At 70.9% G+C, this 14,762-nt stretch carries 10 protein-coding genes; 8 read left to right on the top strand and 2 right to left on the bottom strand.

What is annotated here, in order from left to right:
• Positions 1 to 313 precede the first annotated feature (313 nt).
• Together ribD and ACTWNK_RS01615 are read right to left on the bottom strand one after the other, a co-directional pair.
• A complete protein-coding gene (gene ribD / locus ACTWNK_RS01620; protein ID WP_474301683.1) occupies positions 314 to 2,929 on the bottom strand; it encodes a bifunctional diaminohydroxyphosphoribosylaminopyrimidine deaminase/5-amino-6-(5-phosphoribosylamino)uracil reductase RibD in 2,616 nt (871 codons plus the stop codon).
• 1,098 nt (positions 2,930 to 4,027) lie between these two features.
• The gene (locus ACTWNK_RS01615) at positions 4,028 to 4,582 is read right to left on the bottom strand and encodes a hypothetical protein (RefSeq protein ID WP_474301682.1); all 555 of its coding nucleotides are present in this window, start codon (positions 4,580 to 4,582) and stop codon (positions 4,028 to 4,030) included.
• A gap of 101 nt (positions 4,583 to 4,683) precedes the next feature.
• Here ACTWNK_RS01615 and ACTWNK_RS01610 point away from each other — a divergent pair, with 101 nt between their 5' ends.
• From ACTWNK_RS01610 to ACTWNK_RS01575, 8 genes are all read left to right on the top strand, one after another.
• Positions 4,684 to 4,896 (top strand): hypothetical protein, encoded by a 213-nt coding sequence (locus tag ACTWNK_RS01610; protein WP_474301681.1) that lies wholly within the window; start codon positions 4,684 to 4,686, stop codon positions 4,894 to 4,896.
• 752 nt (positions 4,897 to 5,648) lie between these two features.
• Positions 5,649 to 5,963 (top strand): hypothetical protein, encoded by a 315-nt coding sequence (locus ACTWNK_RS01605; protein WP_474301680.1) that lies wholly within the window; start codon positions 5,649 to 5,651, stop codon positions 5,961 to 5,963.
• A complete protein-coding gene (locus ACTWNK_RS01600; protein ID WP_474301679.1) occupies positions 5,956 to 8,775 on the top strand; it encodes a hypothetical protein in 2,820 nt (939 codons plus the stop codon). Before ACTWNK_RS01605 ends, ACTWNK_RS01600 begins: the two co-directional genes overlap by 8 nt.
• Positions 8,776 to 9,127: 352 nt before the next feature.
• A complete protein-coding gene (gene ssb, locus ACTWNK_RS01595; protein ID WP_474301678.1) occupies positions 9,128 to 9,667 on the top strand; it encodes a single-stranded DNA-binding protein in 540 nt (179 codons plus the stop codon).
• 261 nt (positions 9,668 to 9,928) lie between these two features.
• Positions 9,929 to 11,002, top strand: coding sequence for a DUF4192 domain-containing protein (locus tag ACTWNK_RS01590; RefSeq protein WP_474301677.1), 1,074 nt, complete (start codon positions 9,929 to 9,931; stop codon positions 11,000 to 11,002).
• A 74-nt stretch (positions 11,003 to 11,076) separates the two neighbouring features.
• Positions 11,077 to 11,916: a sigma-70 family RNA polymerase sigma factor gene (locus ACTWNK_RS01585; protein ID WP_474301676.1), complete on the top strand. Its 840-nt coding sequence runs from the start codon at positions 11,077 to 11,079 to the stop codon at positions 11,914 to 11,916.
• Positions 11,917 to 12,174: 258 nt separating this feature from the next.
• Positions 12,175 to 12,510 (top strand): hypothetical protein, encoded by a 336-nt coding sequence (locus tag ACTWNK_RS01580; RefSeq protein ID WP_474301675.1) that lies wholly within the window; start codon positions 12,175 to 12,177, stop codon positions 12,508 to 12,510.
• A 191-nt stretch (positions 12,511 to 12,701) separates the two neighbouring features.
• Complete coding sequence (locus ACTWNK_RS01575; protein ID WP_474301674.1) at positions 12,702 to 14,489, top strand: hypothetical protein; 1,788 nt, start codon at positions 12,702 to 12,704, stop codon at positions 14,487 to 14,489.
• The last annotated feature ends 273 nt before the right edge of the window (positions 14,490 to 14,762 follow it).

Below are 14,762 nucleotides of genomic sequence, written 5' to 3'. Positions count from 1 at the left end.
ACTCGGGCAGCCAGCCACTACCCCGACCAGCACTCTCAGCGGCACCGCCCACACCGGGGCGACGTGGGCGCGCACGCCAACGCCCATCCCGGGCGGCACCAGGCGGTGGCACGCTCCGGGGTGGAGGCCAGGCCGCCCACGCCGCCGACCGGAGCGGCTGCGCCTGCGCGGGCCCGATCACGCTGTCCAGCGGAAGAGCCCGCAGGTCCCCCGTCCGCAACCGGCCCACCCCCCGCCCGCCGAGTGACCTCGGCGACGAACACCCGGGCAACATGCCGTCTGCGCACGCCCTGGGTGGTGAGTCCCATGGTGGTCATGCCGGTGCTCGGCGGGTCGCACTGACCTGCACATGACGGGCGCTGCGGCGCACGCGTGTGAGGTGGAATCCCTCAGGAAGGTCCAGCCCGGCGGCGTGGGTACCAGAGCCGGGTTCCTGCACGGGGAGAAAGGTCTCGATGTGGTCGATGAGTCCGGCCGTCAGGAACGGTGTGGCCAGGTCAGTGCCACAGGCCAGGAGCAGATGCCGCACGCCGCCGTTGTGCAGCCTGCTGACCAGTTCCTCGGGGTTGTGCGTGTCCCCCGCTGTGGCCAGGTCCATCTCGCCGGCTCCGTGTCGTTCGTGAATCGCCTCGCGCACGGAACCGTGCCGGTCGAGGATCGCGTCGACCTGCCAGGCAAGGTCGCTGGCAGCGATGATCTGCATCAGTGCTCTGTTTGTCCCGTCCTGCTCTGGTGCGCAGGCCCAGGTGAGTACCGGGCGGGTGGTGTGCAGCGCTGTCTGCCACGCCCCCAGTACCAGGTGCGCCTCTTCGGCCAAGACGCCCGTCTCTACGCTGACGCCGGCGGCGCGCAGCTCATGCACCCCTCCCAGACCTCGGGAGGTGGGGTCGATCACCGCGATGACCACGCGGGCGATCCCGGCCTGAAGGAGCAGTTGGCGGCAGGCGGGGGTGCGGCCAACGTGGTTGCACGGCTCCAGCGTCACCACGGCGGTGCCGCCTCGGGCGGCCGCTCCGGCGGCGGCCAGGGCGTTGCCTTCAGCGTGGGCCTGACCCTTACGGGAGTGATACCCCTCCCCCGCCACCCGGCCGTCGGCGTCCAGGATGACGCACCCGACAGGCGGGTTCGGGCTGGTGGCGCCCAGTCCTTGCCCGGACAGGGCGATTGCGCGGCGCATCGCCCACCGCTCATGCGGGCTGGCCATCAGCCTGCCGCCAGGTCGGCGAGGGCGGTCCGGAACTCGGCCACGCCCGGCAGGCCACGGTGCGTCTCCAGTGCGCTTTTGACCTGGGTGAGAAGGTGGAAGATCCGAAGGCATGGCCGTCGCCCCGGCCCCGAGGCCGTCCCACGTGACGTGCACGACGCCGAGCCGGGTGGCCAGCACCGGCACGGTCGGCACGGGGGGTGCGACGGCGTCGTCCGGGACGGTCACCGCGACCGCACCGGAGAACGGGCCACGCGCGCCGAGGTTGACCGCCCGCACCTTGAACTCGTGCTCGCGGCCGACCGGCAGCGGACTGTAGGTGACCGAGGTGTCGCCCGCCTGGGTGGTGGCCACCAGGAACCACGGTGCGCCGATCTCGTTGACGCGGCCGAACAGCTCGTAGCCGCCCACCGTCAGCGCCACCCCGCCGGTGTCGGCGGTGACCGCCCCCCAGGTGGCGGTGACCTGACCACGCGCGAACCCGTGCTCGTCCAGGTAGGCGACCGGGTCGGCGATGAGCCCTTCAGGAGCCGCCGGGGTGCGCGGCGCTGGTCCTTCGGGTGCGGGCCTCGCGCCGGAGCCGCCGTCTGCGGTGGACCCGCCGACGATCCCTGCCGTACGGCGGGCCAGCCGCAGGTCCCTCTCCAGGAACCGGTCGTTGAGCACCAAGACCCCGCCGAGCACCCCGCCCTGGTTACGCGACAAGGTGATCTGCCGTACCCGCAGGCTCTCCAGCGTCCCGCCCGTGCCGGGCGCAAGGACGCGGTCACCGGGCCGGTAGTGCGCCCACGGCAGCCAGCGGGCGCCGGTCGTGGTGATACCGCGCAGCCGCTGCACCCGTTCACGGCCCGCGCGCTCGAGGGCGGCTTCGGCCAGGAGCGCCGCCGTACCGGGGTCGGACACGCCGCCCTGGCCGATGTAGAGCTCCCACCCTCCCCACGGCTGCACCGCGCCGGGGTTGGTGAACGTCTGGCGCAGCCCGTTGTCGCCGACGACGAGGACAGACCCTGCCGCGTCCTCCAGCGTGCCGTCGTCGGGGGCCTCGACGATGTCACGGCCGTAGCGCAGATCCACCGGGGCGGGACCGGCGGCCAGGTCACGCTCCAGCACGGTGCCGGGGTTGAACACGCGCAGCGTGCGCCCGGCCGTATGGAAGTCGCACACGCCCTGCTCGGCCAGGTTGATCAGCGCGGTGAGCGCGTCGACGCCGGGCTGGTAGTAGATCGTGAGGATCTTCGCCCACGGCTGGCCCTGACTGTCGTGCGTGGGGGTGAAGTCCCAGGCCAGGCCGGGCAGGATGCCCCGCGCCTGCCCTTCGGACAGGAAGGTGGCCAAGATCGCGCCGGGCGTCGCCGACAGGAACGCCCGCTTGCCCTCCACCAGCTCGGCCGTGCCCGGCTGCAGCACCAGCTTGCGCAGCATCCACCCATACCCCGGCAGCTCATACGCCCTGCCCCCGGCCAACGCGGTGTCGTCGCCGCGGCGGCGGATGCGCAGGAAGCGGGAGTCCGGGGCTTCGGTCCAGGTGTGCCCGTCAGCCGACCATTCGACGGCGACCTCGACCGGTTGCTCCATGAGCTCGGCACCGGGTGCGTGGGAGGAGTAGGTCAGCTTGAGCGAGGGCACGTCGTTGAGCGGCCAGCCGACTTCGACGGTCAACGGGTGGGCCAGTGTGGCGAGCTTGCCCCCGTTCGGGGAGTAGACGATCAGGCGGAGGTTCAGCAATCCGACCCCCCTGCTGTGATCTGTATCACACAAGCATTCCGTCAACACGGTGTTGATGATACTCAGCGTTACGAGTGCGCCACTCAGGGAAGCGATTTAGCTAGCATTTTTCGGCCCCAGTGTCGGATTTCGCCTACATGCCCCCGGCCTCGCGAACAAGTTCAGGTAAATCGGAAAGATCACAAAACGATAACATGACAATTACCAGACGGGAAATGCAGCCGCAAGCGTCTAGAGGGAAGTGGGTTTCGCGGAAAAGGTGCTCGCCAAGTTGCTACCGTGTTCTTGCTCGGCGTTTCACCGTCCTCCGGCAAGTCGGTCACCAACCATGGGGCTGACCGGCTGGGCCCCGGCCTGCCTACGGCAAGTTGGCCCAGGAAGGAGGAGAGGTCACCTTGCGTGATCACTACGGCGGAGGCCGACAAGGCGGACCTGACAGGGAAAGCATGCTGCTGCAGTTGCAACTGCTGCTCATCATCTTGTCCTGGTACGTCGATACGGTGAGGTAGCAGGCCACTCCCAATGGCCTGCTGACCTCACCTCAAGTAGGGCCTTGGGCGGCTTGCGCCGTCCAGGGCCCTACTCTCGTTGTTCTACAGTACTCAGCATTGACGCACATTGCTGAGCCTTCGCAAGAGTCTGCAAGAGACTGTAAGAGTCTGCATGGAGCTGCGCCCGCTACACTCTCCGACACTCCCAGACACTCTCCTACGCCGTCGTCAACGCCACGATTATTCCGGTGGAATAATTATGCGGATCGCGAATCTAATAATATCGGCATCACTCTCGTCCTGAACGCTTATTGTCGCGCACGAAAGATCTATCGACAGATTATTTTGTCACACTTAAGTTTAAGCGTCACAAAATACGCAAGAGTGACAGTGCGTTACGAGCCAGGAAGGCATCACCGTCCGCAAGATGCGACATCAGCCTACAGAAGCGCCATAACCTCCTCGATCAACAGTCTCGCGACTACGCTGTGTCGCGTCCCGGCCTCGCATCAACTGCTCGCCAGAGTGTGCGGGTCCGGCGCTGAGGACGACCCGGCGGCATGCAGCCGCTGGGGCTAGAGGTGAAGCTCAGGCAGAAGACGTGCTGTCAGCCGAGCGCGACGATCGGGATGTGAGCATCGCTCTCCCACTCCTCGAAGGCCAGGATGGCCAGCAGTACGGTGCGCGTGGCCGTGCTGTAGACGTTCCCGGCCAGGATGTACGGTCCCGCTTGGGGCTTCACCGTAGGCAGGGCGACGCCTGACACCTCGGAGAAGTCGACCGCAGCCCACACCATGCGGTCCTCGGGGTCGGCATTGATCTGTGCGGTGAAAGGCACCTGAACCCAGGTATCCACCGAAGATCCCAACCCCACACCCAGACTCGCCCCGAGGGGCAGCCGGGTGGAAGCGTCGTAGAGCGCGACCCTGAGCAGGCCGGTCATCGCGCTGTCCGCCTTGAGAAAGATCTCCAGCTGAGACACGGTCTTTCCAGCGGGCAGTGCCAGCAGCACCATCATCATCGTCGGCAGGCTCGCCGGTAGAAGAGTGGAGTTGGCCGGCCAGCCCGGTGCGCTCTGGACGAAGCCGCGCTGGCCGATCGACTGGTGCTGCCGGTGTTCGTGAGTGGCGACGGCGGAGGCGGAAGTAGACGGATGCGACATGATGACGTGATCTCCAAGAGGTCGTGCTGGGCAATGGAAGATCGAGTCGCGTTTGGGCTGTTTCAGGCCCGCTGCGCCTCGTGGGGGGCGATCCTGTGAAGATGAACGATGAGGCCCATGACCTGGCCGAATGCTTCAGGCGGGTGTCGTTGTACGTCGCCAAGGCCCGCGAGGACAACGCGCCGGCACCGTACATCGCCAACATGGCTCAGCCGAGCGCCCAGCAGATGCTGGCTCCTTACGCCGACAACCTTGACCTCGTCGCGGAGATCCTCGCCGACGTCGGCGCGAAGCTCCAGCAGCAAGATTCATAGGACGCGGCGGAATCACAGGTAGGCGCGTCGCCCTCGGATCTCCAAGCCGGGGGCTCCGCTGGTTGAGGTGGCCGTGCTGGTCACGAGCACCGCACGCGCGTGCGGGTCAGCACCAGTGATGGCCGAGGTCACCAGAACGCGCTTCCAAGGCCGTCCGCCTCGATGAGTCAGCGGCCATCCGGGCTCGATGCTGAGCGGGCCGCTACGTTCTCAGCCGATATCGTCGCCCTTGGCACCCTTGGTCGATCTAAGGCCAGGAGGAACGCCGGCGAACATCAAGAAGCGAATGCCGATGAGGGACCCAGCTCGCGCGGGACCGGGCGGCTCGAGGTCGACGCGCTTTTCGACCAAGCCGATGCCGAGCGCCGCGCTGTGGCCGACCTCATGATGATCAACCGCGATGAAGGGCTCGTCGTGCTCCAGACGGCCCAGCGGGACACTCGGGGGCCCCTTGGGGCCGTGGCTGAGCGTAAGCGGGTGCAATGGAGTGTGCGCACATCGCGTGAGGCCAAGCAGGTGGGGAGTCGCTGGAATCCACCGTGTTGAGCTGGGCGTGGGCTCGGCAGGGCGAGCGTTCGCCGTTTGATGTCCACCTGGTCTGCCAGCGCACGGGTGGGGCCCTGTGGCTGGCGCGAGGAGTTTTCCGCGCATACGCCCCGAGCGCAGACGGGCCGTTCGCGGCGCGCCCGCAAGAGTTGACTATTGCTGTCAAGTCTGTCGGAAAGATGGTCAGGGCGACTATAACGGGATGCATGATCGCACAGGATGGTTTTCTGCCCCTGATCGTGACCGGAGAACTGGCCGAGCACGTCACCGACCTCGACGCCGCCGGGATCATGGCCGAGCCGATGCCGATCGCCACCTCCGGAGGCGCACACGCCTTCGTCATCTCCAGTGAGCTCGCCCAGGTCCTGCGCGAAGCCCTGCGCGAGCAGGTGCTGCAGACGGCGGCCGCCGAAGCAGTCGTGGTGTCCCTGGAAGAGCTGTCGGCGCTGGCCGGCATGCCGGCAGGCGGCCACGACCCGGCGCCGGACACGGGCGGGAGCGGCCTGGTGCTCGATGGGTGACGATCGTCAGGTTTCTCCCTGGGATGAGCGCCACGACGCCGAACGCGGGTGGGCCGACCAGCAGCCGGAGGCCTTCAACCGGCCGGCCAGGCGCGACATCGACGACGACGCCCGCCACTTCGACAGCGGTCCGCTGATCGAAGGCGATCGCAGCCGCACCCCGCCCGCCCGTGGCATCACCTGGACACCTCGCCGGGATGTGATCTGGGAGCCCGGCAGCCAGCCCGCTCTGGCCCGGCTGCACCCCGACGACGCCGTCCAGGCGGTGCTGCGGGTCCAAAGCCTGGTCTACGCCGTGCCGGAAGGCAAAGGCCGCCTCGTCGGCGACCCCAGCAAGCTCGGCGGCATCTGGAACGAAGCCGATTTCGCGCTGGTCACCCTCGATGCCGACGGTCAGCGGCGCCAGGGGTTCGAAAAATGGTTGCGCGCCGCCGTCGGCGATCGCGGTGTCAACCTGCTCACGGCCACACCGCAGCTGGAGGCCGAGCTCGGCCGGTTGCCGGCCGAGCTGCACACGCACGTGCTCGAAGAAGTTGACGACCTGACCTGGGCGGGGATGAAAGACCTGCAGCAGTGGCGGCGCCAAGGCTGGCACGAGGCGCTCACCGCCCCCCAGCAGGGGCCCGCCCACCTGCATCAGTACGTGTTTCGGGCGCGGATCCTGCAGGATTTTCACCTGCTGTACGCCTACGCGCCCACGCCGTGGCCTGCTGCCCGCTCCAGCAACGAGCGCCCTGATCGCACCCGCTGGTCGCCCGGTGCCCCGCTGGAGCGCCCCACCGGGCGGGCGAGTGTGCAACTGCTGGCGCTCATCCCCGCCGACATGCCCGCACCCCAGGCCCGTCACCTGGCCGCGCAGCGCGCCGCCCCTCACCCGCACGGGGTGATCTTGTACCGGATCGTGGCGCCGCGGCGGTCGCCGACCGGACGGGAGGCGGTGCAGATTCTCACCGTCGAGGCAGGGCGGCTGAGTGAGGAGGCGATCAGCGGGCATGTGGCCGCGCTGAGGATGCGCGTGCAAGCCCACCAGCGGGCCACGCGCGCCGCCAGGATGCTGAGCTACTCCGTCGAGGTGCGCGACGGGCCTGAGGAGGTGCCCGGCGCCGTGGTGATCGACGTGCGTCGCCGCGCCGCCGCCCCGCCGTCGGCGCCCGGTGCCGGACGCCGGCAGCAGAGGCCGGCGAGGTGGGAGAGGCTGGAGGCGTTCGAGAGGTTGGTGGCCGCGAGCTTGCCGTCCGAGCGCGGATATGAGTTGCGTTTCACCCCGCACGCGATGCAGGAGTTCATCGCCCTGCCCGCCGGGCCTGAGAAGGCCGCGGTGCGCCGGCAGCTGATCGATTTGGCGCTGCGCGGCCCGGACGACGCCGATGTGCGACGCGCACCGCCTGATGGCCTCGCCGCCCCCCGTGGTGCGGGCGCTGCCTTGTTTGACCTGACGGGGCTGCGGCCGCGCTACGTCGGCCCCGCAGCCGGGAGGCCGCCCACCCACCAGATCATCTACGCCGTCGTCCGGGCGCCGGAGGCCCCGCGCGGGCGTGTGCACCCCCTGGTGTTCGGCGAAAAGCCCGTCACGCTGTATGAGGGGCAGAGCTCTGCCGGCCTCAGCACCCCGCAGGCGTTCGCGCCCGGGCGCGAGAACGTCGCCTCCGCTGGCCTGGCCGGGCCGGAGCCGCTGTATCGGCCGCTCATCTTGGTGGCGGGCATCCGCCCCTGGCCCGAGCCGGACACGGTGGACATCATCGCCGGGCGGCTGCCCCGGCGGGCGCGCGCGGTGCGCGAGCACCCCGACGGAAACCGCGGCCTGAGCGCGGCGCTGCCCGCCCAGCGGCCTGCGCCGGCCCGCCCGCTGGTCGCCGAGGTGGAGGTGCTCGTCCGCGGGCCAGGCGGGCTGATCACCCACCAGGGGTGGTTGTCGGCTCCGCGCGGCGAGCCTGCACCGGTGCGGCTGCAGGTGCGAGGCGGCAGGCGGACGCTGCGGCTGCCCGGCCAGGCGCTGGAGGCCGCGGTGCACCGCCGCACCGAGGTGGCGGCCGAAGGGTTGCTGATGTATCCCAGCGCCGACCGCAGCCTGGTGGTGTTCGCGCTGCGCTCGGGGCCAGGTACGGTGAGCCGCTTTGCGATCCGGCGGCCCGCGGTGGCCGCTTTCCTCGGCGACCTGCGAGGGGAGGTGGGTGAGGGGGCTCAGCAGCAGGCCGAGCGCATCGAGGAGCAGGCCGCCACCCGGCTGGCGGCGCACAGGCCACAACGACGTGCCGAGGCGGCTCGAGCGCGCAGGCAGCCGCCACGGCCGCAGCCCGACCCCTCCCCCGATGAGGTGTCGGCCACCGTGATGCTGAGCGCGGGCGAAACCCGCGGGCGGCCCGCGATGCATCAGGCGACGCTGTCGTGGTCGCCGCACGCCCCGCACCTGATCGAGATGCGGTGCGCGCAGTGGGAACAGCCGCTGCGGCTGTCGCCCGACCAGCTGGCCGAAAGCCTGCACCGGCGGGTGGCCGGCGACGGGTGGAGCATCGCGCCCCTGCCGGGCTCCGTCCTGGTGCAGGTGGGGAAAGGCGGCTACGCCCTCAACCGGGCCGCCCTCACCCGGTTCCTGGGCGACCTGCGCGACCGCCGACAGGTCGCCGCCTCTGCGGAGGAGGCGGCGCAGCGCGCCGGGCGCGGCCCGGGCGCGGCCGCGCTGCGCTCGGGCACCGGCTGCCCGCCAGGAGCATCTGCCGCGCCCGAGCGGGGCGGCTGCGGCGGCGATGAGGGCAAGCGCCCGCGGCGGGGCGCGGCCCAGCCCCGCCACCCGCAGCGCGGAAACTGCCCCTGAGCCTCACGGGCAGCGCGCCGCTGCGGCGCGGCGGGTGCGAACGAACGCGGGGGCGGGGGCAGGCGAACCCTCCTGACGGCGGCGTGGCTCTCGTCCCGGGGCCGGCATCAGACACCCCCGTCGAGCAGGGCGGCAAGGGGTGCCCGGCCGCCCTTACAAGATTGTTTGCGCCCTTCGTCTGTGCTCCCAACATGTGGGGACGAAGGGCGCAAACAATCTTGACGAGGCGGCGGCCGGGCACCCCTTGCCCCCCTCCAGCTCGCCGCGGGTGTCACGCAGCCGTATCGGGACGAGAACCCCGCAGCCACCCGGCAGCAGCTCGCTCGATGAGGCACAACGTCAGGAGATCACCATGTCAAGCGGCGACCCGATCGTCACCCTCGTCGGAAATCTGGTCGACGACCCGGAGCTGCGCTTCACCCAGGCCGGGCAGGCGCTGGCCCGTTTCCGGCTGGCCTGCACGCCGCGCGTGCTGGAGCGGGCGAGCAACGAGTGGAAGGACGGGGAAACCCTGTTCATGACGTGCACCGTGTGGCGCAAGGCCGGGGAGAACACCGCCGAGAGCCTGCGCAAGGGGATGCGGGTCATCGTGCAGGGCCGGCTCAAGCAGCGCTCCTGGGAGAATGAGCAGGGCGACCGGCGTTTCGGTTACGAGCTGGAGGTCGACGAGGTGGGGCCCTCGCTTCGGCACGCCAGTGCGGTCGTCACCCGCAACGCCCGTGCCTTCGATCAGGGGGCGGGGCAGGAGTGGGCCGGGGCCAGCACTCGGCGCCCGGCGCCCGCCGAGGCGTCGGCGGGCGAGCCTGCGCCGGTCGCGCAGCAGGACGGCGAGCAGGAGTGGGCGGGCCAGGAGCCGGTGGCCGCAGGTGTGAGCGACAGCGCCCCGTTCTGAAGGACGGGCTGCGGGCTGGGGCTGCGCCGCAGGCAGGCCCCAGCCCGGCACCTGTCCGTGGCAGGCCCGGTGGCGCGCTTGCGCCGCTGCCCGCCTGCGCAGGCAGAGCAAAGCAATGAGCACACCAGCATCCGGCCGCGCTGACAGCGCCGGCCTCGCAGGATGCTCGCATTTTCCCGCTGTGGGGCTGGGCCCGGCAGAGGGCGCCCGGCCCCACAGCGGGAGCCCCCTTTTTTCTTCGCACGAGTCTCAGGAGGCGTCATGTTCCCCGACGACACCCAGCACCAGCCTTTTGTCGCAGCCGACCCGGCCGACTTTCTCACCCTGGTGCCCTACCTGCTGGGCCACTACCCCGACAGCTGCCTGGTGGCCGCCGCCCTGACCGGCGACGGCAGACTGGTCTGCCTGGCCCGCTACGACCTGCCCGCCCCCGGCGAGCTCGCGTTCGAGTCGGCCCCGGAAATCGCCGCCACCCTGGCCGGCGCGCCCGGCGCCGCCTGGGCGCTGCTGATCGGCTACGGCAGCGCCCGCCAGGTCGCCCGGCCCATCGACGCGGTGCGCCAGCTGATGGAAGGCCGAGCAGTTCAGGTCGTGGAGGCCTGGCGCTGCCAGGGCGAGACCTACTGGCCGCTGCTGCCCCCGGGCGGGGCCGGACTCTGCCCCGCAGAAGGCATTCGTTTCGACGCGGCCGCCTCCCCCTTGGCCGCGCAGGCCACCCTCATGGGGCTCGCCCCGATGAGCGGCGACGACTTCGCCCGCCAGTTCGACCCCATCACCGGGCAGCGCCACGACCAGATGCGGCAGGTCGGCGCCGACGTGCGCGCCCGTGCGCGCCGGCGGATGGCAGCTTCTCCCCGCCACGACTGGTACGGCGAGGCGCATCAGCGCATCGGTGAGGCAACCCAGGCGCTCGCGCGCGGACAGGCCCTCAGCGACGAAAGCGTCGCCTGGCTGGGCCTGCTCATCGGCGCCCCGCTGGTGTGTGAGGCCGCGGCCGCCCTGGCCGACCCCGGCCACGAGTACACCCACCTGCAGGTGTGGGGTGAGGTGCTCAGGCGGGTCAGCCCCGCACAGGCGGGCGCGGCGGCGCTGCTGACGGCCGTGTTCGCGCTGCGCTGCGACGACGGCGCCAGAGCGCAGCTGGCGCTGCGCCGCATCCCCGAAGGCGAGCACGAGAGCGGGTTCGGCCTGCGTGTGCGCCTGGCGGTGCGGCAGGCGATGACAGCCCAGCACTGCTTCACGGTGTTCGCCGGTCAGGCGCGCCGCGACCAGTTGTCCGCCCATGCGCGCGACTGCCCTGAGGCCGCCCGCCCGCTGCCGCCGCTTCAACCATGATGAGCGCCGCCGACCGGCCCGGGCCCGCCCCATCCCGCTCCTGTCACCAGGAGCAGGAAGGGGCGGGCGCACCGTTGAGCGCCGAGGAAGAGGTCGAGCTGGCCCGGCGCATCGCGGCCGCCGCCGTGGCCGCCCAGCAGCTGGACGGCTGCAGCGACCCGCAGCGCCGAGCAGAGCTGCAGCAGGTGTGCGCTGCGGGTCAACAGGCCCGCCAGCGCATGATCACCGCGAACCTGCGGCTGGTCCGCGCCCTGGCCCGCACGTTTCACCAGGCCGGCGTCGAGTTCGCCGACCTGGTCGCCGACGGCAACGTGGGGTTGTTGCGGGCGGTGGAGAAGTTCGACCACACCCTCGGCTGCAAGTTCTCCACCTACGCCGCCTGGTGGATTCGCCAGGCCATGCAACGCGGTCAGTACGCGGCGGGCCGCCTGATCCGCCTGCCTTCGCACGTGCACGAGCGACTGGCCCGGCTGGCCGCCCTGCAAGCCGACCTGCGCGCCGAGCTTGGACGCGAGGCGAGCGTGCAGGAACTCGCCGACGCCGCGCAGATCCCGACCCAGGACGTCGAGGCGTTGCACCGGCTGTGGCGGGCGCCGCTCAGCCTGGACGCGCCGCTGCGCGAGGGCGGCCCCCCGTTGGGCGACCTCGTGCAGGAGCAGGTGCCCGACCCCGCGCACGCGGTGGCCGAAGACCAGCACGCCGTATCCGTTCGCGCCCTGCTGAAGATCTTGCCCCGGCAGCAGGCCCAGATTCTGACCCTGCGCTTCGGCCTCGGCGAGCAGGAGCCGAAAACGCTGGAGCAGGTCGGGCAGATGTTCGGCCTCACCCGCCTGAGCGTCCGCCGCCTGGAGATGCAAGCCCTGAGGGCGCTGCGCGCCGCGATGGGCGCCCAACGACCGGCCGACCTGGCCTGAACCAACCCCCTGTGCGGCGGGGCGGGTTGCGCCTGCGCGAGCAGGGCGCCGCCGTCGCCGCAGCCTGCCACGGATCGCCTTCGCTGCGGAAGGCCTGCGCCGCGCTGCGCGCGGTCGCCCTGCGGGCGAGCCTTCCTGCGCTACCGGCGTCCGCGGCGCCTCAGCGACACGGCGGCAGCGCCCCGCTCCCGCCCCGAAACCTGCCGGAGGTTCGCCATCATCTGCCCTCACTCCCTCACCCCGCCGCACGAGCCGACCATGACCGTGACGATCTGGCACAACAGCGCTGCTGTGGGGCGCGGCGGCGGCTGGCAGGCCGCCGACCCGATGGTGCGCGTGTTCACCTACGAGATCCCCGCCGAGCATGCCCGCACCCCGCTACGCGTCCTGGAGCAGGCGTGGGAGACGTTCAACATCGGCGAGGACGCGCTGGCCGCCCGCTACCGGGCGCGGCGGCTTCGCTCGCTGTCGGTGGGTGACGTCGTCGCCATCGGCGAGGTCGCCTGGAGTTGCCAGGGCCAGGATTGGGCCCTGCTGACCGGCCGCCTGACGATCAGCGGCTGCGGCGTGCTCGGATCCGTCCCGCTCACCTGACCAAGCCCGCCCCGGGAGCCGCACCGGTGCGGCCCCCCGCCTGTCGTGTCCAGTGCGTGCGGCCTCGCGCATCGCAAGACTTCGCCCCATCTCCCCCTGCGCAGCCGGGTGCCCGCGTGCCCGGCTGGCCAGGAGGAGATGGGGCCTCCCCTTGCGTGCCTCGCCGCTCATTTTTTCGAAGGAAGCAGCCAGTGAACACCAGCACGTCGACCGCCGATCACGCCCCCTCCGCCGCCGAGCCCGGCCCCCCGCCGCCCACCCCGCATCCCGCGCCCCGGCCGGGTGAGGACCGGGAAGGCCACCACCAGCAGCCCGCAGCCCGCGATCAGCAGCAGGAGTCCGGGCCCGAGCATCTGAGCGGCCCCGACTACCCCGACTTCGCGTGGATCCCCGACCACCGGCTGAAGCTCAACAGCCGCAACGTCCGCGAAGAAGACCTCGACCTCAGCCGAGGTTTTTGCGAGTCGCTGCGGCCCGGCCTCAAACAAGCGCTGCTGGTCTTCCCCGACCCCGACGGCAGCGGCGCCTTCATCGTCGAAGACGGCAACCGGCGCCTGGCCGGCTCACGCCAGATCGGGCTGCAGCGCCCCTTCCCGTGCATGATCGACCCGTCGCTGGCCACCAACCTGGCCCAGCAGTACACCGACCAGCTGACCACCGCCATCCACCACCAGCCGCTCAACGACGTCCAGCAGGCCCAAGCGCTGTTCCTGGCCGTCCAAGCCGGAGGCACCGTCAAGGAGATCTCCCAGCAGACCGGGCTGACGCAAAAGCGCGTCAAAAGCGGGGCGGCTGCCGGAAAGCTGACCCGCCAGGCCGTGGAGGCGATCAAACCCGCCGCCACCTGGACGCTGGATGAGCTGGCTTTGCTGGCCGAACACGACGGCGACGAGCAGGCGCTGGCCTTCATCGGCGCCAAGGTCGGCAACGGGGTCAGCATCCAGCACGCCGTCGCCTTCCTGCGCGAACGCCGCAAGGAAGCAGCCGAGCACGCCGAACTGCGCGCCGCGCTGCAGCACGACGGCATCGACGTCAGCGACGAACTGCCCGAGGGCGCCGTGTCCCTGTACAACCTGCCACGAGGCGAGGACGGTCTCGCGGTGCAGGAGTCCTCCCACAGCACCTGCCCCGGCCGCGGGGCCTACTTTCCCTGGCCGACCCGGCCCACGCACTACTGCACCCAGCCGCACCTGCACGGCTACCAGGCGCCCGCCCCGAAGGCGCGGACGAAGGACGACAACACCATCGCCGTGCGGCTGGTACGCGAAGGCAATCTCGCCTGGCTGGCCTGCGCCGAGGTGCGCCAAAGCTGGCTGGCGGCGGCGCTGAAGCGGCGCACCGACCCCGGCCAGCGCATCATGCGCTTTGTCACCGAGCAAAGCAACGGCGCCATGGCGGCCGAGGTGCGCACCCGCTACGTGCGCGCCGTGCACAGCGAGATCTACCGGCAGCTGTGCGGCAAGCCGCCCGCAGCCGAGCACATCACCGCAGCCCCGGCCGGCCGGCTGGCGTGGCTGCTGCTGGCGCCGTTGGCGGCCGCCTACGAGGAGGCGATCAGCCCCACCAAAAAGAACCCGAATCACATCTGGCGGGTCGACCGCAGTGAAGCCGTCACCCGCCGGCAGGCGGCCGTGTGGCTGAGCCTGCTGGTCGAGCTCGGCTACACCCCCTCCACGATCGAGCGCTCGATCATCGACGACGTGCCCTACACCGGTGAACAGGCAGGCGCCGGGCAACTGGGTGAGGAGCAGGCATCGGCGGCGGGCGGCGACGCAGACGCCGTCAGCCGCACCACCGCTCACAGCCTCGAGAACCGGCGCGACGGCCAGGTCGCGCCGGTGTCTGCCGACGGCGCAACGCCCGGCACGCGGCAGGCGAGCGTCCTTGCCCCTCGCGCCGTGTCAGGCCGCAGGCGTGACTTGATCGACGACCTTGACGACAGCATGCTCGACGACGGCACATCAGCGCAGGCCAGCTGAGCCGCGCCGCATCCACGACCTCGCCTGTGCCTGCGCGTCACCACCCAGCCCTTTCACCCGGGCGCTGTGACGTGCGCACCTGAGCGCACCTCATCCTTTGCACCTCCCCGCAGGCCACGTCCGGGGCAGACACCCTGTCGCGTCCTGGGCACGACCCGCCCACCCCCGCACCACAGCAGGGCATGCCTGTGTCCTGCTCGGCCTTGGAAAGCACCCGCCCATGAACACCACCCGCTCGAACGCCTCCCCCTCCCCCGTAACACTCCACGCAGA

This window comes from Nonomuraea sp. IBHARD001 (assembly GCF_056106265.1).
The sequence above is the reverse complement of the archived record's forward strand: the minus strand, read 5'-3'. Positions and strand labels throughout refer to the sequence as shown.